At 56.3% G+C, this 22358-nt stretch carries 22 protein-coding genes and 1 other RNA gene; 7 read left to right on the top strand and 16 right to left on the bottom strand.

Going from position 1 to position 22358, the window contains the following annotated elements; genetic code table 11:
- Positions 1–56: 56 nt before the first annotated feature.
- Together trhA and yqfB are read right to left on the bottom strand one after the other, a co-directional pair.
- On the bottom strand, positions 57–716 hold the full coding sequence (gene trhA / locus QQF33_RS04945) for a PAQR family membrane homeostasis protein TrhA (protein ID WP_103946619.1): 660 nt from the start codon (positions 714–716) through the stop codon (positions 57–59).
- Positions 717–870: 154 nt separating this feature from the next.
- Positions 871–1191: a N(4)-acetylcytidine aminohydrolase gene (gene yqfB, locus QQF33_RS04940; protein ID WP_285150925.1), complete on the bottom strand. Its 321-nt coding sequence runs from the start codon at positions 1189–1191 to the stop codon at positions 871–873.
- Positions 1192–1243: 52 nt separating this feature from the next.
- Here yqfB and QQF33_RS04935 point away from each other — a divergent pair, with 52 nt between their 5' ends.
- Both QQF33_RS04935 and bglA read left to right on the top strand, forming a co-directional pair.
- The gene (locus QQF33_RS04935; RefSeq protein WP_282494505.1) at positions 1244–1975 is read left to right on the top strand and encodes a MurR/RpiR family transcriptional regulator; all 732 of its coding nucleotides are present in this window, start codon (positions 1244–1246) and stop codon (positions 1973–1975) included.
- A 116-nt stretch (positions 1976–2091) separates the two neighbouring features.
- Positions 2092–3525 carry a 6-phospho-beta-glucosidase BglA gene (bglA, locus tag QQF33_RS04930; protein WP_285150926.1) on the top strand — a complete coding sequence of 478 codons (1434 nt, stop codon included), beginning with the start codon at positions 2092–2094 and terminating at the stop codon, positions 3523–3525.
- A gap of 81 nt (positions 3526–3606) precedes the next feature.
- Here the strand turns inward: bglA and QQF33_RS04925 are convergent, their stop codons facing one another.
- The 8 genes from QQF33_RS04925 to QQF33_RS04890 all read right to left on the bottom strand — a co-directional run bounded on the left by QQF33_RS04925 (position 3607) and on the right by QQF33_RS04890 (position 13683).
- A complete protein-coding gene (locus QQF33_RS04925) occupies positions 3607–4350 on the bottom strand; it encodes an SDR family oxidoreductase (RefSeq protein ID WP_285150928.1) in 744 nt (247 codons plus the stop codon).
- Positions 4351–4420: 70 nt separating this feature from the next.
- A complete protein-coding gene (gcvP, locus tag QQF33_RS04920; protein WP_285150930.1) occupies positions 4421–7294 on the bottom strand; it encodes an aminomethyl-transferring glycine dehydrogenase in 2874 nt (957 codons plus the stop codon).
- 127 nt (positions 7295–7421) lie between these two features.
- Positions 7422–7811: a glycine cleavage system protein GcvH gene (gene gcvH / locus QQF33_RS04915; protein ID WP_100779029.1), complete on the bottom strand. Its 390-nt coding sequence runs from the start codon at positions 7809–7811 to the stop codon at positions 7422–7424.
- 23 nt (positions 7812–7834) lie between these two features.
- Positions 7835–8929, bottom strand: a complete 1095-nt coding sequence (gene gcvT / locus QQF33_RS04910) for a glycine cleavage system aminomethyltransferase GcvT (RefSeq protein ID WP_285150931.1) — start codon at positions 8927–8929, stop codon at positions 7835–7837.
- A gap of 447 nt (positions 8930–9376) precedes the next feature.
- Positions 9377–10579, bottom strand: a complete 1203-nt coding sequence (ubiI, locus tag QQF33_RS04905) for an FAD-dependent 2-octaprenylphenol hydroxylase (RefSeq protein WP_285150933.1) — start codon at positions 10577–10579, stop codon at positions 9377–9379.
- A gap of 11 nt (positions 10580–10590) precedes the next feature.
- A complete protein-coding gene (gene ubiH / locus QQF33_RS04900) occupies positions 10591–11769 on the bottom strand; it encodes a 2-octaprenyl-6-methoxyphenyl hydroxylase (RefSeq protein WP_285150934.1) in 1179 nt (392 codons plus the stop codon).
- Entirely contained in the window at positions 11766–13079 is a 1314-nt protein-coding gene (pepP, locus tag QQF33_RS04895) for a Xaa-Pro aminopeptidase (RefSeq protein WP_285150935.1), read from the bottom strand. Before pepP ends, ubiH begins: the two co-directional genes overlap by 4 nt.
- Before the next feature lie 25 nt (positions 13080–13104).
- On the bottom strand, positions 13105–13683 hold the full coding sequence (locus tag QQF33_RS04890; RefSeq protein WP_123428885.1) for a YecA/YgfB family protein: 579 nt from the start codon (positions 13681–13683) through the stop codon (positions 13105–13107).
- A 166-nt stretch (positions 13684–13849) separates the two neighbouring features.
- Between QQF33_RS04890 and zapA the strand changes: the two genes are divergently transcribed.
- The 3 genes from zapA to QQF33_RS04875 all read left to right on the top strand — a co-directional run bounded on the left by zapA (position 13850) and on the right by QQF33_RS04875 (position 15025).
- On the top strand, positions 13850–14179 hold the full coding sequence (gene zapA / locus QQF33_RS04885; protein ID WP_282494419.1) for a cell division protein ZapA: 330 nt from the start codon (positions 13850–13852) through the stop codon (positions 14177–14179).
- 41 nt (positions 14180–14220) lie between these two features.
- A non-coding RNA gene (ssrS, locus tag QQF33_RS04880) (6S RNA) lies at positions 14221–14404 on the top strand.
- A 24-nt stretch (positions 14405–14428) separates the two neighbouring features.
- Positions 14429–15025, top strand: a complete 597-nt coding sequence (locus QQF33_RS04875) for a 5-formyltetrahydrofolate cyclo-ligase (protein WP_285150936.1) — start codon at positions 14429–14431, stop codon at positions 15023–15025.
- Between the two features lie 104 nt (positions 15026–15129).
- Here the strand turns inward: QQF33_RS04875 and serA are convergent, their stop codons facing one another.
- Together serA and rpiA are read right to left on the bottom strand one after the other, a co-directional pair.
- Entirely contained in the window at positions 15130–16362 is a 1233-nt protein-coding gene (gene serA, locus QQF33_RS04870; RefSeq protein ID WP_285143801.1) for a phosphoglycerate dehydrogenase, read from the bottom strand.
- A 264-nt stretch (positions 16363–16626) separates the two neighbouring features.
- Positions 16627–17286, bottom strand: coding sequence for a ribose-5-phosphate isomerase RpiA (gene rpiA, locus QQF33_RS04865; protein WP_285150937.1), 660 nt, complete (start codon positions 17284–17286; stop codon positions 16627–16629).
- Between the two features lie 189 nt (positions 17287–17475).
- Between rpiA and argP the strand changes: the two genes are divergently transcribed.
- Positions 17476–18369, top strand: a complete 894-nt coding sequence (gene argP / locus QQF33_RS04860) for a DNA-binding transcriptional regulator ArgP (RefSeq protein WP_285143803.1) — start codon at positions 17476–17478, stop codon at positions 18367–18369.
- Positions 18370–18408: 39 nt separating this feature from the next.
- On the opposite strand, the gene QQF33_RS04855 is transcribed toward argP, so the two are convergent.
- Positions 18409–19131, bottom strand: coding sequence for an oxidative stress defense protein (locus tag QQF33_RS04855; protein WP_282494414.1), 723 nt, complete (start codon positions 19129–19131; stop codon positions 18409–18411).
- A gap of 88 nt (positions 19132–19219) precedes the next feature.
- Entirely contained in the window at positions 19220–19855 is a 636-nt protein-coding gene (gene argO, locus QQF33_RS04850) for an arginine exporter ArgO (RefSeq protein WP_285150938.1), read from the bottom strand.
- Positions 19856–20039: 184 nt separating this feature from the next.
- On the opposite strand from argO, the gene dctP reads away from it, so the two are divergent.
- Positions 20040–21089: a TRAP transporter substrate-binding protein DctP gene (dctP, locus tag QQF33_RS04845; protein ID WP_285150939.1), complete on the top strand. Its 1050-nt coding sequence runs from the start codon at positions 20040–20042 to the stop codon at positions 21087–21089.
- Positions 21090–21137: 48 nt separating this feature from the next.
- Here the strand turns inward: dctP and QQF33_RS04840 are convergent, their stop codons facing one another.
- Together QQF33_RS04840 and QQF33_RS04835 are read right to left on the bottom strand one after the other, a co-directional pair.
- The gene (locus QQF33_RS04840; RefSeq protein WP_282494411.1) at positions 21138–21998 is read right to left on the bottom strand and encodes a small-conductance mechanosensitive channel MscS; all 861 of its coding nucleotides are present in this window, start codon (positions 21996–21998) and stop codon (positions 21138–21140) included.
- Positions 21999–22185: 187 nt separating this feature from the next.
- On the bottom strand, positions 22186–22358 hold a 173-nt coding region (locus QQF33_RS04835), incomplete at its 5' end, for an IS3 family transposase (RefSeq protein ID WP_285150293.1).

Genomic DNA, 22358 nt, shown 5'->3' with positions numbered 1-22358 from the left:
TGCGCCCTCTCCCCGTGGGAGAGGGTTGGGGTGAGGGCATCAGGCCGCACCCGCTATCAAACCTGCCCAACATACAAATAAATCGCCAGGAAATGACACACACTGCCGCCTAACACAAAGCCGTGCCAGATGGCATGGTTATACGGAATGCGTTTGCAGACGTAAAAAATCACGCCAAGGGAATAGACAATCCCGCCTACCGCCAGCAGCGTCACTCCGCCCGCCGCCAGTTTCACCGCCAGCTGATAGACCACAATCAGCGACAACCAGCCCATCGTCAGATAGGTCACCAGCGACAGCACCTTAAAGCGATGCGCGATGGTGAGCTTGAACAAGATCCCGAGCAGCGCCAGGCTCCAGATGACAATCATCAGCCCGCGCGACAGCGGTGAGTTTAATCCCACCAGTAAAAACGGGGTGTAAGTCCCGGCAATCAGCAGATAGATAGCGCAGTGGTCGAATTTCTTCAGCCATCGTTTTGCCCGCTGATGCGGAATGGCGTGGTACAGGGTGGAGGCGAGGAACAGCAGGATCATACTCCCGCCGTACAAGCTGTAACTGGTAATCGCCATCGCATTCGCGTTGGTGTCTATCGCCTGAACCAGCAGCAACACCAGGCCCACGATGCCAAAAACAAGGCCGATACCGTGGCTGATACTGTTGGCTACTTCCTCGGCCAGTGAATATCCCTGCGCAGTAAATGGTTTGCTAACCATAGGAGGACTCCGGGAGAACGTAAGATCATGATGTATCACCTGACTATGCTAACTGAGAATGATTCCAGTGAACACCTGTTAGCTAAAATAAATCTCACTTCAGGATTAGTCCTTATAAATCATAATTTTGAATTCAATTTTCAACTAACAGATGTTAGTCCGAACTAAGGCATTTAAAATCAATCACATAAAATTGCGACTGATTCGGGTAGATCTCCGCAATCACCTCTTTGAGCGCTGCAAGGGTCATATTCTCCTGCTGGGCGTGCTTTTCCGTCAGGGTGTCCAGAGTCACCGTCGAGGTTCCCACCACTTCGATGGTGCAAAAATACGCATCGTCCTCAAAGCGCCCGACGCGCAAAATATCGCCGGTTTTAAAATGCGCTTCGGATTCATCACGGATGGTAATGGTTTTACGCCCGGCCAGAATGTCATCCTGAAAGCGCTGAAAAAAAGTGATGTCGTTAGGCTGCATGTTATTATTCCCTGTAGATGAAGTCTGATGAGTGAGTTTAGCCCCTGTGAGCATGTTCTCCCATTCCGCCATTGCCAGTCTCAACAATCTCGAGATGATGGTCTACAACTATGTCATTAAAAACCGTGACAAAGTGACCTACATGACTATCCGTGAACTGGCGGATGCGGCGGGCGTGTCCACCACCACGGTGCTGCGCTTTTGCCGTAAGCTTAACTGCGATGGCTATTCCGAATTCCGGGTGCGCTTTAAATTATATCTGGAACAAAACGAACCCCAGCAGGCGAATTTCGGCACCAGTGAAATTATTAGCTTTTTCAAAAGCGTCAACAATGAAGAGTTTGATACGTTATTAGAGCAGGCGGTTGATATTATATTATCGTCTGAGCGTATTATTTTTGTCGGTGCTGGCACTTCCGGATCGCTGGCAAAATATGGTGCGCGATTTTTCTCAAATATCGGGAAATTTAGTAACCATATCGACGACCCTTATTTCCCGGTGACCAACGATATGGCGAAAAATGCACTGGCGATCGTGCTCTCCGTTTCGGGTGAGACGGAAGAGATCCTGCGCTTCGCCAGCCAGTTCAGCCTGCATCACTGCAAGGTGCTCTCTATCACCAGCCACGAGCACTCCCGCCTGGCGAAACTGGCGGACTTTAATCTCTCCTGGCATGTCCCACAAACCCGTATTGCGGGTGTTTACGATATTACGACACAGATTCCGGTTATTTATATTCTCGAATCCATCGGCCGGAAACTGGCGAAGAAACTGGCGGAATAAAACGCCCTGTTTTTTTGATGTAACATATTACATTACCAGCTAATTGTTATATCGTGACATTTAATTCTGCTTTGCTAGACTCGAAAACAATAGATCCTAAGACGAGATTAGCAAACATGAAAAAACTCACCTTACCGAAAGATTTTTTATGGGGCGGCGCGGTGGCGGCGCACCAGGTTGAAGGCGGCTGGAATAAAGGCGGCAAAGGCCCAAGCATTTGTGACGTCCTGACCGGCGGCGCGCACGGCGTTCCGCGTGAAATCACCCAGGAAGTGGTGCCGGGCAAATACTATCCCAACCACGAAGCCATCGACTTCCACGGCCATTACAAAGAAGACATCAAGCTGTTCGCCGAGATGGGCTTCAAATGTTTCCGCACCTCCATCGCCTGGACGCGCATCTTCCCGAAAGGCGACGAAACTCAGCCGAATGAAGAAGGGCTGAAATTCTACGACGACATGTTCGATGAGCTGCTGAAGTACAACATCGAGCCGGTGATCACCCTCTCCCATTTCGAAATGCCGCTGCACCTGGTGCAGGAGTACGGCGGCTGGACCAACCGTAAAGTGGTGGATTTCTTCGTCCGTTTCTCTGAAGTGGTTTTCGAGCGTTACAAGAGCAAGGTCAAATACTGGATGACCTTCAACGAAATCAACAACCAGCGTAACTGGCGCGCGCCACTGTTCGGGTATTGCTGCTCCGGCGTGGTCTATACCGAGCATGAAAATCCGGAAGAGACCATGTACCAGGTGCTGCATCACCAGTTCGTTGCCAGCGCCCTGGCGGTGAAAGCCGCGCGTCGCATCAACCCGGAAATGAAAGTCGGCTGCATGCTGGCGATGGTCGCGCTCTATCCGTTCTCCTGTAAGCCAGAAGACGTGATGTTTGCCCAGGAATCCATGCGTGAGCGTTATGTCTTTACCGATGTTCAGCTGCGCGGCTACTACCCAAGCTACGTCCTGAACGAGTGGGAACGCCGTGGCTTTACTATCAACATGGAAGCGGGCGACGAGCAGATCCTGCGTGAAGGCACCTGCGATTATCTCGGTTTCAGCTACTACATGACCAACGCCGTCAAAGCTGAAGGCGGCACCGGTGACGCGATTTCTGGCTTTGAAGGCAGCGTGCCGAACCCGCACGTCAAAGCTTCCGACTGGGGCTGGCAGATTGACCCGGTTGGCCTGCGCTATGCCCTGTGCGAACTGTATGAGCGCTATCAGAAGCCGCTGTTTATCGTGGAAAACGGCTTCGGCGCTTACGATAAAGTCGAAGAAGACGGCAGCATTAACGACGACTACCGTATCGATTATCTGCGTGCCCACGTGGAAGAGATGATGAAAGCGGTCACCTATGATGGTGTGGATCTGATGGGATACACCCCGTGGGGCTGCATCGACTGCGTCTCGTTCACCACCGGCCAGTACAGCAAACGCTACGGCTTTATCTATGTGAACAAGCACGACGACGGTACGGGCGATATGTCCCGCTCCCGCAAGAAGAGCTTTGAGTGGTACAAAGAAGTGATCGCCAGCAACGGCGAGAACATTTAAACATCATGCCGGGCGGCGCTTCGCTTGCACCGGCCTTCAGTTTCGTAGGCCCGGTAAGCGCAGCGCCACCGGGCATTAACACTATTTCCCGCCCGCCAATTCAAGAAAACTGCCCGTCACATACGACGCTTTCTCACTTAGCAACCAGACGATCGCCTGCGCGACCTCTTCCGGCTGTCCGCCGCGCTGCATCGGCAACATCGATTTCACCCGGTCCACTCGCCCTGGCTCACCGCCGGAGGCATGGATATCGGTGTAAATCAGCCCAGGACGCACGCCGTTGACCCGAATGCCACATGCCGCGACTTCCAGCGCCAGGCCGGTCGTGAGTGAATCCACCGCCCCTTTCGATGCCGCATAATCAACGTATTCCCCCGGCGCGCCCAGACGTGATGCCGCCGACGAGACGTTCACAATCGCCCCGCCCTTGCCGTTGTGTTTGAAGGACATACGTTTTACCGCCTCGCGACAGCAGAGGAAATAGCCTGTGACGTTGGTGGCCAGCACGCGGTTGATACGCTCGGCGGAGAGATTCTCAATCGTGCTCTGTTCAAACAAAATCCCGGCGTTGTTAACCAGTGCCGTCAGCGACTCGCCTTCGCGGTCGATGCTGTCAAACATCGCCAGCACCTGAGATTCTTCGCTGATGTCGGCGCGCACGGCGAAGGCTTTGCCGCCCGCCTCGGCGATCTGATTGATCACATCCGTTGCGGCCTTGATGTTGTGGTGATAGTTCACCGCCACCGTATAACCTTCACGCGCCAGCTGCAGCGCCGTCGCTTTGCCAATGCCCCGGCTGGCGCCGGTGACCAGTGCGATTGCCATTTCCTTTCTCCCAATAAAAAGGCCGGGTAGCGGCTACGCCTCACCCGGCCTACAGTTCAGAGCTTAAGTATTACTGATAATCGCTCATTGGCACGCAAGAACAGAACAAATTACGGTCGCCGTAAACGTCATCGAGACGCTTCACGGTCGGCCAGTACTTGTTCGCCACACCAGCCGGGAAGACCGCCAGCTCGCGGGTATAGCCGTGATTCCACTCCGCCACCAGCTCGTTCTGGGTGTGCGGCGCGTTCACCAGCGGGTTATCTTCCAGCGGCCATTCGCCCTGTTTAACGCGGTCGATTTCACCGCGGATCGCCAGCATCGCATCGATAAAGCGGTCCAGCTCGACTTTGCTTTCCGATTCGGTCGGCTCCACCATCAGCGTACCCGCCACCGGGAAGGACATGGTTGGCGCGTGGAAACCATAGTCGATCAGGCGTTTGGCGATATCCAGCTCGCTGATGCCGGTTTCGTCTTTCAGCGGACGAATATCGAGAATACATTCGTGCGCCACGCGGCCATCACGGCCGGTGTAGAGCACCGGATAGGCGTTTTTGAGGCGTGTCGCGATGTAGTTCGCATTGAGGATCGCCACCTGGCTCGCCTGTTTCAGCCCTTCAGCGCCCATCATGCGGATGTACATCCAGCTGATTGGCAGAATAGAGGCGCTGCCGAACGGTGCCGCAGACACTGCGCCCTGACGGGTCAGCATGCCTTCGATCTGCACCACGCTGTGGCCCGGAACAAACGGAGCCAGATGCGCTTTCACACCGATTGGGCCCATACCCGGGCCGCCACCGCCGTGCGGAATGCAGAAGGTTTTGTGAAGGTTCAGGTGCGAGACGTCCGCGCCGATAAAGCCCGGAGAGGTAATGCCCACCTGGGCGTTCATGTTCGCGCCGTCGAGATAAACCTGACCGCCGAACTGATGCACCACTTCGCACACTTCGCGGATCGTCTCTTCATAGACGCCGTGAGTGGACGGATAGGTCACCATGATGCAGGAGAGTTTTTCGCCCGCCTGCTCGGCTTTCGCACGCAGATCGGCGAGGTCAATGTTACCGTTCTTATCGCAGGCCACGACCACCACTTCCATCCCCGCCATCTGCGCAGACGCCGGGTTGGTGCCGTGGGCAGAGCTTGGGATCAGGCAGATATCGCGATGCCCTTCGTTGCGGCTTTCGTGATAGTGACGAATCGCCAGCAGGCCCGCATATTCCCCCTGCGCGCCAGAGTTCGGCTGCATGCAGAGCGCGTCGTAACCGGTCAGTTTCACCAGCCAGTCGGAGAGCTGACCGATCATCTGATGGTAACCTTCCGCCTGATCTGCCGGGCAGAACGGGTGAAGTTCAGAGAATTCAGGCCAGGTAATCGGGATCATTTCCGCGGCAGCGTTGAGCTTCATGGTGCAGGAGCCGAGCGGGATCATCGCCTGGTTCAGCGCCAGATCTTTGCGCTCCAGAGAGTGCATGTAACGCATCATCTCGGTTTCGCTGTGATAGCGGTTAAACACCGGATGGGTCAGGATCGCGTCGTCGCGCAGCATGCTTTCCTGAATGGAGCGGCTATCGTGCGCCACATCTTTATCCAGGGCATCCACGTCCAGACCGTGGGCATCGCCCAGCAGAACGGTGAACAGCGCCTGAATATCTTCGCGGGACGTGGTTTCGTTCAGGGTGATGCCAACCGCGTTCAGGATATCGCTGCGCAGGTTAATTTCAGCGGCTTCGGCGCGCGCCAGCACGCCCGCTTTATCGGCCACTTCCACACACAGGGTGTCGAAGTAGTGGGCATGACGCAGCTTCAGCCCTTTCTGCTGCAAGCCCGCCGCCAGAATATCGGCAAAGCGGTGAATGCGGGAGGCGATACGTTTCAGGCCGACCGGGCCGTGGAACACGGCGTAGAGGCTGGCGATGTTGGCCAGCAGCACCTGAGAAGTACAGATGTTGGAGTTCGCTTTCTCGCGGCGGATATGCTGCTCGCGAGTCTGCATCGCCATGCGCAGCGCAGTGTTACCGGCGGCGTCTTTCGACACGCCGATAATACGGCCAGGCATGGAGCGTTTGAATTCGTCTTTCGCCGCGAAGAAGGCCGCGTGCGGGCCGCCGTAGCCCATCGGTACGCCAAAGCGTTGTGCAGAGCCGAAGACAATGTCTGCGCCCTGTTTGCCTGGAGCGGTGAGCAGTACCAGCGCCATAAAATCAGCGGCGACGCTGACCACAATTTTGCGGGATTTCAGCTCAGCGATCAGGCTGGTGTAGTCGTGGACTTCACCGGTGGTGCCGACCTGCTGCAACAGCACGCCGAACACATCCTGATGATCCAGCACTTTTTCAGCGTCGTCGACAATCACGTCAAAGCCGAAGGTTTCCGCGCGAGTGCGGACTACGTCCAGCGTCTGCGGATGGATATCGGCAGCGACGAAGAAGCGGTTCGCGTTTTTCAGTTTGCTGACGCGTTTTGCCATCGCCATCGCTTCGGCGGCGGCGGTCGCTTCATCAAGCAGAGAGGCGGAGGCGATATCCAGACCGGTCAGATCCAGCGTCACCTGCTGGAAGTTCAGCAGCGCTTCCAGACGTCCCTGAGAGACTTCCGGCTGATAAGGGGTATAGGCGGTGTACCAGCCTGGATTTTCCAGCATGTTGCGCAGGATCACCGGCGGTAACTGCACAGGGGTGTAGCCCATGCCAATGTAAGACTTAAAGCGCTTGTTGAGGCCGGCAATTGCCTTCAGCTCTGCCAGCGCGGCGTATTCAGTGGTCGCGTCACCCACCTGCGGCGGCGTGGCAAGCTGAATGTCTTTGGGCACGATCTGGCCGATCAGTGCGTTTAACGAATCCGCGCCAACTGTCTTCAGCATCTCCTGCTGTTGCTGAGCATCCGGCCCAATGTGACGTTCAATGAAAGCGCCACGGTTTTCAAGCTGGCTTAAAGTCTGTGTCATGAGCGATGGTTCCTGAAACGTGCAGTGAATCGTATATGTCTCGAACTTTTTTGCCCAGTGGCGCTGGCGCTTACCGGGCCTACGTTGCTCTGTAGGCCGGATAAACGCAGTGCCATCCGGCACAACGTTACTCGTCTTCTAACAGGGCTGCGTACGCGGTCGCATCCAGCAGCGCTTCAACTTCTGCTTCGTCGTTGGCTTTGATTTTGAAGATCCAGCCGCCGGTGTACGGCTCGCTGTTGACCAGCTCCGGGGAGTCGCTCAGCGCGTCGTTGACGGCCACGATTTCGCCGCCCACTGGCGCGTAAATGTCAGACGCGGCTTTCACCGACTCCGCCACGGCGCAGTCGTCTCCCGCGCTCACGGTCGCACCGACGTCCGGCAGGTCCACGAAGACCATGTCACCCAGCAGCTCTTGCGCGTGCTCGGTGATGCCTACCGTGTAAGTGCCGTCGGCTTCTTTGCGCAGCCATTCGTGTTCTTTGCTGTATTTCAGTTCTGCTGGCACATTGCTCATTGGAATTCTCCTGATAAAAATGATTAGGCGACCGGCTTACCGGCGCGAACAAAAATCGGTTTAGTCACGCTGACCGGCATTTCGCGGTTGCGGATCTGCACCACGGCAGTCTCGCCAATCCCGGCCGGGACGCGCGCCAGCGCAATGCTGTAGCCCAGCGTCGGTGAGAAGGTCCCGCTGGTGATAACGCCTTCGTGAAGATTGCCGCTGGCATCGGTGAAACGCACTGGCAGTTCGTTACGCAGCACCCCTTTCTCTTTCATCACCAGGCCGACCAGCTGCTCGGTGCCTTTCTCGCGCTGCGACTCCAGGGCTTCGCGACCAATGAAATCACGGTCAGCCGGTTCCCATGCGATGGTCCAGCCCATATTGGCCGCCAGCGGAGAGATCCCTTCGTCCATCTCCTGACCGTAGAGGTTCATCCCGGCTTCGAGACGCAGCGTATCGCGCGCGCCCAGACCGGCAGGTTTAACACCGGCTTCGACCAGCGCGCGCCAGAAATCGGCCGCTTTCTCGTTCGGCATCGCAATTTCGTAGCCCGCTTCCCCGGTGTAACCGGTGGTCGCAATAAACAGATCGCCTGCCTGCACGCCGAAGAACGGCTTCATGCCTTCCACGGCTTTACGCTGCTCATCGCTGAACAGGGAAGCGGATTTGGCCTGCGCGTTCGGCCCCTGCACGGCGATCAGGGAAAGATCGTCGCGAACGGTGATATCGATGGCGAATTTGGCGGCGTGTTCGGAAATCCAGGAGAGGTCTTTTTCGCGGGTGGCGGAGTTAACAACGAGGCGGAAGAAATCTTCAGTGAAGTAATAGACGATCAGGTCATCAATCACGCCGCCGGAGGCGTTTAGCATCCCGGTATAGAGCGCTTTGCCTGGTGTTTTGAGTTTGGCGACGTCGTTCGCCAACAGATAACGCAGAAACTCCCGGGTGCGACTGCCGCGCAAATCGACGATGGTCATGTGGGAGACATCGAACATCCCGGCATCGGTGCGCACCGCGTGGTGCTCATCGATCTGCGAGCCGTAGTGCAACGGCATCATCCAGCCATGGAAATCGACCATGCGCGCGCCGCATAACGTGTGTTGTTCGTACAAAGGAGTCTGTTGAGCCATCTTGTCCTCGTTGAATGATCAGAGCAGGGCAATCTTGCGTTTCGCGCGAAATTTCTCACCACGAAACCCGGCGTCGGCATCACTCCAGGACGTCGACGCAAACGTTCTCTTTTCCCTGAAGTTACCACCGAAACCGGCGATTAACCATAAGGTAAAACGGGTCATCACATTAGCTTATGACCAAAAAACGCTGAAAAGCCTACAGAGTTATTCACTGGCAAAATGCGATTTACCCCGCATAAAATTAACTTAAATTTCACAAAATTGAGCACAGGCTGATATTTCCTGCGGAAAAACGCGCCTATTTTCCGTCATGAAAAAAACGCGACATTAGATAATCTAATGCGAAAAGAGGAGTGGAATTAGAATATTTCAAACGAGGGAAACATCCCGGCACAAAGGCCGGGAGAGGAAAGTGTGATGGGGGTCTAATTTAACGTTTTGTGCTTAACGCAGCCACTCGGGGAGATCGTTTAAGCCCATCGCCTGACGCAGAAGTTGCGGTTTGACGCCGGGAAGCGTGTCCGCCAGTTTGAGGCCAACGTCGCGCAGCAGTTTTTTCGCCGGATTGTTACCGGCAAAGAGCTCGCGGAAGCCCTGCATCCCCGCCAGCATCATCGCCGCGCTGTGTTTGCGGCTGCGCTCGTAGCGGCGCAGGTACATGTGCTGACCAATATCTTTGCCTTCGCGATGCAGACGACGCAGCTCGTCAATCAGCTCCGCGGCATCCATAAAGCCCAGATTCACGCCCTGACCGGCCAGCGGATGAATGGTGTGCGCCGCATCGCCGACCAGCGCCATTCGGTGCGAGGCAAACTGACGCGCGTAGCGGCCGGTCAGCGGGAAGAGCTGGCGCTCACTTTCAAGCGTACACAGCCCGAGACGATTATCAAAAGCCATGCACAGCGCCTGATTGAACTCGTCCGGCGTGGCGGCTTCCATCTGCTGCGCTTTCTCCGGCACCAGCGACCAGACGATGGAGCACAGATGCGGATCGCTTAACGGCAGAAACGCCAGAATACCGTCGTTGTGGAAAATCTGACGCGCCACGCCGCCGTGCGGCTCTGCGGTGCGGATCGTCGCCACCAGCGCGTGATGGCGGTAATCCCAGAAGGTGAGCGGAATATCGGCTTTGTTACGCAGCCAGGAGTTGGCGCCATCGGCACCCACCACCAGCCGGGCGGTCAGCATATCGCCGCTTTGCAGCGTCAGGAAAGCTTCGTTTTCGCCCCAGGCAATCTGTTGCACCTGGGCGGGTGCCATCAGGGTGACGTCGGAGCAGCTCTGCGCTTTACGCCACAGGGCGTGGTGGATCACCGAATTTTCAACAATGTGGCCCAGATGGCTGTAGCCCATGCTTTCGTCGTCAAAAGCAATATGACCGAAGCTGTCTTTATCCCACACTTCCATGCCGTGATAGCAGCTGGCGCGAAACGCCGTGATATCAGACCAGACGCCGAGATGCGTTAACAGCTTTTCGCTGGCGGCGTTAATGGCCGACACGCGCAGCTCTGGCGCTGAGTCCTGCGCAACGGGCTGCGGCGGTTTATTCTCAAGCACCGCCACACGCAGGCCGCTGCCCTGTAAACCGCAGGCCAGCGCCAGCCCCACCATTCCGCCGCCAACAATGGCAACATCAACATTCTGCACTTAGTAACTCCTTAACGAGCGACCCAACCGAGAGTTCGCTGCGCCAGCACGTCGCGTGCCGGAATGAATAGTTCCATCGCCATCAGCCCCGCGTTGCGCCCGGCCACCAGTGGTGCCCAGCGATTCGCGAAAAGATGCACCAGCCCATCGGTCACGCCGATGGTGGCCTCTTTATCTGCCTGACGACGTTTCTGATACTGACAAAGCACGGAATACGCGCCGCAATCTTCACTGTCCTGCCAGGCCTGCGCCAGCGTCTCGGCCAGGCTCATGACGTCGCGCAAACCTAAATTAAACCCCTGTCCGGCAATCGGATGCAGCGTCTGCGCCGCATTCCCGACTAACGCCACGCGATGAGAAACCGACTGCGACGCGGTGGTCAGCGCCAGCGGATACGCCGCGCGCTTTCCGGCGTGGGTGATGCGCCCTAAACGCCAGCCGAAGGCTTTTTGCAGCTCGTCGCAAAAACGCCTATCTGACCAGGCCATGACGTCATCCATCGCGTCTACGGCGTGGCACCAGACCAGCGAACTGCGACCATGAGACATCGGCAGCATCGCCAGCGGACCGTGCTCGGTAAAACGTTCAAAGGCGCGGCCCTGATGGGCAACCGCGGTCGAAACGTTGGCAATTACCGCCGCCTGACCGTAAGGCTGCTGCTGCCAGGCGATACCACACTGGGTCGCCAGCGCGGAGCGGGAACCGTCTGCGGCGACCAGCAGTTTGCCCTCCAGCACATCGCCGTTATCCAGCGTCACGCTCACGCCCTCTTCACTACGGGTGAAACTGGCGACGCGCGCCGGACAGTGGAGCGTCACACCGGGTGCGTCCTGTAGTAAGCGGAACAGGCGCTGACCGACGTCGTGCAGTTCGACCACCTGCCCGAGGGCATCAATGTGGTAATCCTGCGCATCGAGGGTGACAAAACCGGCGTGGCCGCGATCGCTGACGTGAACGGTATTAATAGACGTGGCGCACTCAGCAATCGCCTGCCAGATGCCTAAGCGCGACAGGTGCTGACAGGTGCCCTGCGCCAGCGCAATCGCGCGGGAGTCAAAACCTGGGTGTTCCGTTGTCTGTGGCGCGACGGCCTCGATCAGATGAACCGGGAGCTGGCCGCGCGTCAGCTGTGAAATCGCCAGGGCGAGCGTCGCGCCCGCCATGCCGCCGCCAACGATTACCACGCTCATGCGCGTGCCGCCGCCATCAGGGCTTCGATCTCATCGGCTTTTTTGACGACCGACGCCGTCAGGTTTTCGTTGCCGTTTTCGGTGATCACAATGTCGTCTTCGATACGAATCCCGATCCCGCGATACTCGGCAGGGACATCTGCGTCCGGCGCGATGTACAGGCCCGGCTCGACGGTTAACACCATTCCCGGCTCAAGCGTGCGGGAACGATCTGTGCCGTAGACGCCGACATCGTGCACATCCAGCCCCAGCCAGTGGCTGAGACCGTGCATAAAGAACGCGCGATGGGCGTTGTCGGCAATCAGCTCTTCCACATCGCCCTTCAGTACGCCGAGTTTCACCAGGCCGTTGACCATGATGCGGATCACCGAGCCGGTCACTTCCTGAATGGAAGTGCCAGGGCGGAACAAGGTCAGCGCGGTTTCCAGAGACTCAAGAACGATGTCGTAAACCGCGCGCTGGGCTGGCGTGAATTTGCCGTTCACCGGGAAGGTGCGGGTGATGTCACCGGCGTAACCGCGATATTCACACCCCGCGTCGATCAGCACCAGATCGCCGTCGCGCAGTTCACTTTCGTTTTCGGTGTAGTGCAGGATGCAGCCGTTTTCGCCGCCGCCGACAATGGTGTTGTAGGACGGGAAGCGCGCGCCGTGGCGGTTGAACTCATGCAGGATTTCGCCTTCGAGCTGATACTCGAACATCCCCGGACGGCATTTTTCCATCGCACGGGTGTGGGCGAGCGCGCTGATTTCACCCGCGCGGCGCATCACATCCAGCTCTTCCGGCGATTTAAACAGGCGCATTTCATGCACGATCGGACGCCAGTCGGTGATGGACGCAGGCGCGGAGAGATTCTGACGCGAGCCTTTACGCAGTTTATCCAGCGCGGCAAACACCAGCTCATCGGCGTAGGCGTATTCGCCCTGAGCGTGGTAGACCACGTCCAGACCGTTCAGCAGCTGATAGAGCTGTTCGTTGATTTCGCTAAAGGCCAGCGCGCGTTCGACGCCGAGTTTCTCCGGCGCGGCGTCTTGCCCTAAGCGGCGGCCAAACCAGATTTCGGCGGTGAGATCGCGAACGCGGTTAAAGAGAACGCTGTGGTTGTGGGTGTCATCGCTTTTGATCAGCACCAGCACCGCTTCGGGCTCGTTAAAGCCGGTGAAGTACCAGAAATCGCTGCTCTGGCGATAGGGATATTCGCTGTCATTGCTGCGCGTGGCTTCCGGTGCGGCAAAGATCAGCGCCGCGCTGCCCGGCTGCATGTTGGCTAACAGCGCCTGACGGCGGCGAAGATACTCCTGCTGAGTCATGACACCCTCCTGTGCGTTCTTTTTTTTAATGTAAGGTCGGTTTGCGTACTTCCGGTGCGGTCGGCTGTGAGCGCGTAAAGGTGTCGTGGCACAGCAGCGCCGCTACACGAACGTACTCGATAATCTCTTCGACGGACATTTCCAGCTCTTCCTGGTCTTCGTCTTCGTCGTAGCCCAGCTGCGCGATGTTACGCAGATCGTCGATCGCTTCACCCGCTTCGCCGGTGACTTTATCGAGCTTCGGCTGCGTGACGCCCAGACCCAGCAGATAGTGGTTTACCCAGCCCGCCAGGGCATCGGCGCGGTCGAAAACGCTGACGTCATCGCCATCAGGCAGATAAAGCTGAAAAAGGAAGCCGTCGTCCTCCAGGGAGTCGCTGGTCGCGGAGTGCATTTTACGCAGCGCTTCCGCCAGTTCGTGACCAAAGGCCAGACCTTCGTTCGTCAGGTCGTGAAGCAGCGGCTGCCATGAGCTGTCGCTGTTTCCGCCGCACAGCATGCCACTGATCAGACCGTGCATTTCAGCAGGGGTCAAACCCACGCCCTGCTGGTTAAGTAACTGGCTTACTTCGTTGTAACCAGGCATTTCGTTCTGTATAGACATGCGCATTCGTCATCGTTGGAGGAATATTCATGATATGCTACCACTTTGGACCCTGGAGATACCAGAAAAGGGCTTGTATCTTCATATCAGGGTAGCTATAGTGTCGCCCCTTCGCAGCCCCCGGGCCGAGTGCGAAGGTCGCGCAGTCAATCAGCAGGAAGGTGGCATGTCTGCACAACCCGTCGATCTCCAGATTTTTGGCCGTTCGCTGCGAGTGAATTGTCCGCCTGAACAAAGGGATGCTTTGAGTCAGGCTGCGGACGACTTGAATCAGCGGTTGCAAGATCTAAAAGAACGCACTAGAGTCACAAATACTGAGCAGCTGGTTTTCATCGCCGCGTTGAACATCAGCTATGAATTAACTCAGGAAAAAGCGAAGACCCGCGACTACGCGGCGAGCATGGAGCAACGCATTAAAATGCTCCAGCAGACCATTGAACAAGCGTTGCTTGATCAGGGTCGCACTCCCGAAAGGCCAGTGCAAAAGTTTGAATAACACTTCGCAGTTGACTATGGTAGAGTGACTGTGAAGACAAAATTTCTCTGAGATGTTCGCAAGCGGGCCAGTCCCCTGAGCCGATATTTCATACCACAAGAATGTGGCGCTCCATGGTCGGTGAGCATGCTCGGTTCGTCCGAGAAGCCTTAAGACTATGACGACACATTCACCTTGAACCAAGGGTTCAAGGGTTACAGCCTGCGGCGGCATCTCGGAGATTCCCCTTCTTTACTACCTTCAAGCATCATGACTCAATTTCCTGAAGTCCCTGCTTCCCGACAAGCTATCCGTCAGTTAATCCGCAAACACCGTCGAGCGCTTTCGCCCGAACAACAAGCTCATTTTGCCCAGCAAGCTGCCGCGCGCATGATGGCGTATCCGCCCGTTGTGATGGCGCATACGGTCGCCCTGTTTCTGTCGTTTGACGGCGAGCTTGATACTCAACCGCTGATCGAACAACTCTGGCGCGCCGGGAAAAAGGTTTATCTGCCGGTGCTGCATCCGTTCAGTCCGGGCAATCTGCTGTTCTTGCACTACCATCCGCAAAGCGAACTGGTGGTGAACCGTCTGAAAATCACCGAACCGAAACTCGACGTGCGCGATGTGCTGCCGTTGCAGGATTTGGATGTGCTGATTACGCCACTGGTGGCTTTCGATGAGAGCGGTCAGCGTCTGGGGATGGGCGGCGGATTTTACGATCGCACGCTGCAGAACTGGCAGCAGTATGGTTTGCAGCCGGTGGGTTATGCCCATGATTGTCAGGGCGTGAAAGCGCTGCCGGTGGAGAAATGGGATGTACCGCTGCCTGCGGTGGTGACGCCTTCGAAATTGTGGGAGTGGTGAAATAACAAAGCCGGGTGGCGGCTACGCCTTACCCGGCCTACAAAACCACGATTAACCCGTAGGTCGGGTAAGCGCAAGCGCCACCCGACACAGCAAACCGCAGATTAGTACAACAGACGCGCGCGAATCGTGCCTGGAATCGCCTTCATGCTCAGCAATGCTTTCTCCGCCACTTCATCATCTGCTTCGATATCAATGACTACATAGCCCATCTGCGAGTTAGTTTGCAGGTACTGCGCCGCAATGTTGACGCTCTGCTCGGCGAAGATCTGGTTAATCGCGGTCAGCACGCCAGGACGATTCTCGTGAATGTGCAGCAAACGGCGCCCGCCATGTAATGGCAGAGACACTTCCGGGAAGTTCACCGCCGACAGCGTAGAGCCGTTATCGGAATACTTACTCAGTTTGCCCGCCACTTCCAGACCGATGTTTTCCTGCGCTTCCTGAGTCGAGCCGCCAATGTGCGGCGTCAGGATCACGTTGTCGAATTCACACAGCGGAGAGGTGAACGGATCGGTGTTGGTCGCCGGTTCCGTCGGGAAGACATCGATAGCCGCGCCCGCCAGATGCTTACTGCGCAGGGCCTCGCACAGGGCAGGAATATCTACCACTGTACCGCGCGCGGCGTTAATCAGCAGAGAACCCGGCTTCATCAGCGCCAGCTCTTCCGCGCCCATCATGTTTTTGGTGGAGGCGTTTTCCGGCACATGCAGGCTCACCACGTCGCTCATGTTGAGCAGATCGGAAAGATGCTGCACCTGAGTTGCATTACCCAGCGGGAGTTTGTTTTCGATATCGTAGAAGAAGACGTTCATCCCGAGAGATTCCGCCAGAATCCCGAGCTGCGTACCGATATGGCCGTAGCCGATGATCCCCAGCTTTTTACCACGCGCTTCAAACGAGCCAGAGGCCAGTTTGTTCCACACGCCACGGTGCGCTTTGGCGTTGGCTTCAGGAATGCCGCGCAGCAGGAGCAGCAGCTCGCCAATCACTAACTCCGCCACGGAACGGGTGTTGGAGAAAGGAGCGTTAAAGACCGGCACGCCGCGTTTAGCCGCTGCATTCAGATCCACCTGGTTGGTACCGATACAGAAACAGCCAATCGCCACCAGCTTCTCAGCGCAGGCAATAACCTCTTCAGTCAGATGGGTACGGGATCGCAGGCCGATGAAATGGGCATCACGGATGGATTCTTTCAGCTGCTCAGTATCCAGCGCGCCTTTGTGGAATTCGATGTTGGTGTAACCTGCTGCACGAAGGTTATCCAGTGCTTTCTGATGCACTCCTTCGACGAGCAGAAACTTAATCTTGTCTTTTTCCAGTGATACCTTTGCCATTTACCCGACCCTGTTTTGTCTGAACTGATGTTGTGCTGGATTTAAATCCACTCCAGCCAACATATCAAAAAAAACTATTGCAGCAATATGAACGTTTGCGTCGGCACTCTGAAGAAAAGTCATCCAGAGCGAAATGTCAGAGGAAAATGCTGTGGTTAATCGGGAAAGCGGCAGGATCGTCAGAACAGGCGAAAAAACGTGACACAAGTCACCGAATTTGGCTTTTGAAAAATATTTAGCGGGGGGAGAGCTCCCCCCGTCAGATCATTTTACGATGGTTTTCACGCCATCGGCGGTGCCGATCAGCGCCACGTCCGCGCCACGGTTGGCGAATAACCCTACGGTCACTACGCCTGGAATCGCGTTAATCGCATTTTCCATCGCCACCGCGTCCATGATCTCCAGATTGTGAACATCGAGGATCACGTTACCGTTGTCCGTCACCACACCCTGGCGATATTCCGGACGACCGCCCAGCTTCACCAGCTGACGCGCCACCGCGCTGCGCGCCATTGGGATCACTTCCACCGGCAGCGGGAAGTTGCCGAGGATATCCACCTGCTTGGAAGCGTCCGCGATGCAGATGAACTTATCCGCCACGGAGGCAATGATCTTTTCACGGGTCAGCGCCGCGCCGCCGCCTTTGATCATCTGCATGTGGCCGTTGATCTCATCGGCACCATCCACGTAAATCCCCAGACGATCCACTTCGTTCAGATCGAAGACCGTAATGCCGAGACTTTTCAGCTTTTCCGTGGAAGCATCGGAGCTGGATACCGCGCCCTCGATCTGCCCTTTCATCGTGCCGAGCGCATCAATAAAATGTGCGGCGGTCGAGCCCGTCCCTACGCCAACAATAGTGCCGGGTTGTACATACTGGAGAGCGGCCCATCCTACTGCTTTTTTCAGTTCATCCTGCGTCATGATCGTTCTGCCTGTGGTGTGAAAACTCAGGGCGCATTATAGAACATGCGGGCGGGGAATGTCCCTGTGACCGGTGTCACATTAACGAGCAAAGCTCTGACAGATCCGATGTGGTCGGAATTGGTCTGTCACAAAGGTAAATTTGTGTCATAGTGCAGAATCAGCAAAATTCAGGAGTACTGCCCCGCAATGAAACGTCCGGACTACAGAACACTACAGGCGCTTGATGCCGTCATTCGTGAACGAGGTTTTGAGCGCGCGGCGCAAAAGCTGTGCATCACTCAATCCGCCGTATCACAGCGAATCAAACAGCTTGAGAATATGTTCGGACAACCGCTGCTGGTGCGTACGGTTCCACCACGTCCGACGGAGCAAGGGCAGAAACTACTCGCCCTGCTGCGTCAGGTTGAGCTGCTGGAAGAGGAGTGGCTGGGCGATGAACAGACCGGCTCCACGCCGCTGCTGCTGTCGCTGGCGGTCAACGCCGACAGTCTGGCAACCTGGCTGTTGCCTGCCCTCTCCACCGTGCTGGCCGACTCACCGATCCGCCTCAATTTGCAGGTGGAAGATGAAACCCGTACTCAGGAACGTCTGCGTCGCGGCGAAGTGGTCGGGGCCGTCAGTATTCAGCCGCAGGCGCTGCCAAGCTGCCTGGTCGATCAACTCGGCGCGCTGGACTACCTGTTTGTCGGTTCAAAAGAGTTTGCGGATCGCTATTTCCCGAACGGCGTCACCCGCGCCGCGCTGCTGAAAGCGCCCGCCGTTGCGTTCGACCATCTCGACGATATGCACCAGGCGTTTTTACAGCAAAACTTCGACCTGCCGCCGGGCAGCGTGCCCTGTCATATCGTGAACTCGTCGGAAGCCTTCGTGCAGCTGGCGCGCCAGGGAACCACCTGTTGTATGATCCCGCATCTGCAGATTGAGAAAGAGTTGAAGAGCGGAGAGCTTATCGACTTAACGCCAGGGCTGTATCAGCGTCGCATGTTGTACTGGCACCGCTTTGCGCCGGAAAGCCGCATGATGCGCAACGTCACCGATGCACTGCTGGCTTATGGGCATAAGGTGTTGAGGCAGGATTAAAAAAGCCGGGTGGCGGCTACGCCTTACCCGGCCTACAAGTTATTGAGCAGGGGCCTGCTGAGGTTCAAGCTGGAACACCACATCGACCTGATCGTCGAACTGAATGGTCGGCTGCTCGTAAGTTTCCTGCGCAGAGGCCGGGGCGGCATCCGCCTTCATCATGCGAACCATCGGGCTCGGCTGATAGTTAGAGACGTGGTAACGCACGCTATACACCGGGCCGAGCTTCGATTTGAAGCCGGACGCCAGCTGCTCTGCCTGACGCACGGCGTCATCAATTGCCGCTTTACGCGCTTCGTCTTTGTATTTCTCTGGTTGCGCAACGCCCAGCGACACGGAACGAATTTCGTTCAGCCCCGCTTTCAGCGCGCCATCCAGCAGCGAGTTCAGCTTGTCCAGCTGACGCAAGGTCACTTCAACAGTACGCACCGCGCGGTAGCCTTTCAGAATGCTTTTGCCATTCTGATAGTCGTAATCGGGCTGGGTGCGCAGATTCGCCGAGTTAATGTCTTTTTTCGCGACGCCATTCTGCTCAAGGAAAGAGAGATATTGCGCAACGCGATCGTCAGCCTGTTTCTTGGCGGACGCCGCATCTTTTGCCGCGACGTTCACTTCAATCGCAAGCGTTGCAACATCAGGAACCGCGTCCACGCTTGCGGTACCGGAAGTGACAATGTGCGGTCCATTTGGCAATTCGTTTGCCTGTACCGACACTGCGCCTAAACCTACTAATGCCGCCAGGGCCATCACTTTAAACTTCACTGTTATTCCTCCATGTTGCGAAGTGCCCACCGAAGGGCGCATGCCAGCAAGCTTAGCGCGTCTGTTTCAGTTGTCCATAAGACAACGCTTAGTTGAACAATACCTGCACGTGATTAATCCCCTCTTTCGCCAGCTGGAAGGCGATAACCCACATCACCACGCCGACCAGAATATTAATGATGCGCTGTGCTTTGGCGGTGCGTAAACGCGGGGCGAGCCAGGCGGCCAGTATCGCCAGGCCGAAGAACCACAGGAAGGAGGCACTCACCGTCCCCAGCGCGAACCAGCGTTTAGGTTCCACATCCAACTGACCGCCCAGGCTGCCCAGCACCACAAAAGTATCCAGATAGACGTGCGGGTTGAGCCAGGTCACCGCCAGCATGGTGGCGATAATCTTCCAGCGCCCCTGCTTCATCACCTCGGCGCTGGCCAGTTCGAGATTGCTGCTCATGGCGGTTTTCAGCGCGCCAAAGCCGTACCACAGCAGGAACGCCACGCCGCCCCAGGTCACCAGCGCCAGCAGCCACGGGGATTGCATCAGCAAAGCGCTGCCGCCAAAAATTCCGGCGCAAATCAGCACTAAATCGCTGACGGCGCAGAGCATCGCAATCATTAAATGATATTGCCGGCGGATCCCCTGATTCATGACGAACGCATTCTGAGGACCGAGAGGAAGGATCATGGCCGCACCAAGCACAAGTCCTTGAAAATAATAAGATAACATGGAAAATAATCTCACAGGATTGTCGTTACGGCAGACTATACTGCGAGATCCTCATTAGAGGAAATTGATAATTTTAATCCCTGATAAGTGTGGCTAATAATGGCAGATTGGGATTACGACAAACGTTTTCAGTGAGGATTTAGCGTATGCTGAAGGTACCAGCAACCGTACCAAAGGAATGGATATGAAGCATAACGCGAAGGCTTTACTCTTCTGTGCCGGATGGGTCGTTGCCAGTGTGTGGGCCGCCACTGCCAGCGCGACCACAACGTTGCGCTATACGGATCATGAACCGTACGGAAACATGCGCACCAGGCTCATCAAAGAGACCTTTTTTAGAGCGATTGAGACCGAATCGATCGGCCGCCTGAAAATCGAGGCGCACTGGAACGGCGAGCTTTCCACCAGCTATGACGCCCTGAAGACCCTCAGCCGGGGCGATGTCGCAGATATCGGGATTGTGGTTCCCGAATACACGCCGGATCTGCTCCCGCGACACCAGATATTTAAGAGCTTCCCCCTCGGGCCGGCCAGCGGCAATGCGCAGGTGGCGACTTTTCGGCGCATCTTCAGCGAGTATCGCCAGTTCGGGAACGAGCTGGAAAAAAATAACCTCGTGAACCTGCAATTTTTCCTCGGCTATCCGGTCGGTTTTTTCACCACCCAGCCCAACGTCAAACTGGATCAGCTAAACGGCAGCAAATGGCGTACCGCCAGCTTTTGGCACCAGTCCTTTTTACGCAACGCGGGTGGCGTGCCGGTGAGTATGCCGTGGAATGACAACATCACCAACGCGCTGGCGGACGGGCAGCTTGACGGCCTGATGGTTAACCTCGACAGCGGATACGATATTCATGCCGAGCGTGCAGCCCCTCATATTCAGCTTTCCCCTTCCCTGTGGCTCGGCCATGTGTATCTGCTGGTGATGAATAAAACAGTCTGGGATAGTCTCGACGTGAAGGATCGTGGCGCTATCAGACGGGCAGCCGCCGCGACGCAAAGACGTCTCGGGGCAGCGCAAGACGCGAATCTGCTTGAGATGGTAAACCGGATGAAAAAAGAGGGCGCATCCATTCACTACCTGACGAACCAGGAGCTGGAAGCCTGGCAAACCGCCACCGGATATCAGCAGGTTCAGGCTGAATGGGTAACTGAGCAGGAAGATAAAGGGATAACGGATGCAGGCCTGCTGATGAAGGGTGTCAGCGCTATTGTTAACGACGTCATAAGATAAAAAAAGCCCGCCGGGATCCCCCAGCGGGCATGGTCTTTCCGGGCGGATTTACTCGCTCGCACCTTCTTTCACGCGTTTGAAGTTCACGTCCATCTGCGGATACGGGAAGCTAATGCCGTTGGCGTCAAATTCACGTTTGATGCGCTCCAGCACGTCCCAGTACACGTTCTGCAGGTCGCCGCTTTTGCTCCAGATACGCACCACGAAATTGATCGACGACGCCCCCAGTTCGTTCAGGCGCACGGTCATTTCGCGGTCTTTGATGATGCGCTCATCCGACTCAATGATGCGGGTAAGCAGGGCTTTCACCTGATCGATATCAGAATCGTACGCCACGCTGATCAACAGCTCGTTACGACGCACCGGCTCGCGGGAGAAGTTAATGATGTTCCCGGCGATGATTTTCCCGTTTGGTACCACCACGATACGGCCATCAACGGTGCGCAGGGTGGTAGAGAAAATCTGCACCTGCAGTACGGTCCCGGCGATGCCGCCTAAATCGACATACTCACCGGAGCGGAACGGACGGAAGGTCACCAGCAGCACGCCTGCCGCCAGGTTTGAGAGGGAACCCTGCAGGGCCAGACCGATGGCCAGACCGGCAGCACCGAGCACCGCGATGACGGACGCCGTCTGTACCCCGACGCGCCCCAGCGCAGCAATCAGCGTAAAGGCAATAATGCCGTAGCGCACCAGCGCCGAGAGGAAATCTGCTACCGTGGCGTCAATCTGTCGCGCGCGCATCACGCGGTTGATCGCATTGGACACCACGCGTGCCACGATCATCCCGACGATAATAATCGCAATTGCTGCCACGATGTTTACCGCATAACTCAGCAGCAGCGCCTGGTTGCGCACCAGCCAGGTGCCCGCATTGTTAATGCCATCGACTACACCGAGATCATCCATTCATTCTTCCTTTTCTAATCCAGACAAAAAAAATCCATCTCACTTGGGAGACAGGCAGGTTAGTAAAGGGTAAACAAAAAGCGCGGATTATGCCAAACAGATCACAAATTTCGCCGATGCAGCCCGTTGAAAAGGCATAAAAAAAGGCCCGCAGTTGGACTGACCCCATAAAGTTGGACAGTTCATGTTAAGCGGCTATCGGGGTCTGGGTTCGGTATTCTACCGGACTCAGGCCTTTTAATTTCAGACTGATCCGCTCGTTGTTATAGTAATGGATATAGTCCTCTATCGCCTTCCTCAGTTCATTCAGATTGCTGAACCTGTTCAGGTAAAAACACTCCGATTTCAGTGTGCCGAAGA

It is taken from the genome of Lelliottia wanjuensis (genome assembly GCF_030238365.1).
Classification (GTDB): Bacteria; Pseudomonadota; Gammaproteobacteria; order Enterobacterales; family Enterobacteriaceae; genus Enterobacter; species Enterobacter wanjuensis.
The sequence above is the reverse complement of the archived record's forward strand: the minus strand, read 5'-3'. Positions and strand labels throughout refer to the sequence as shown.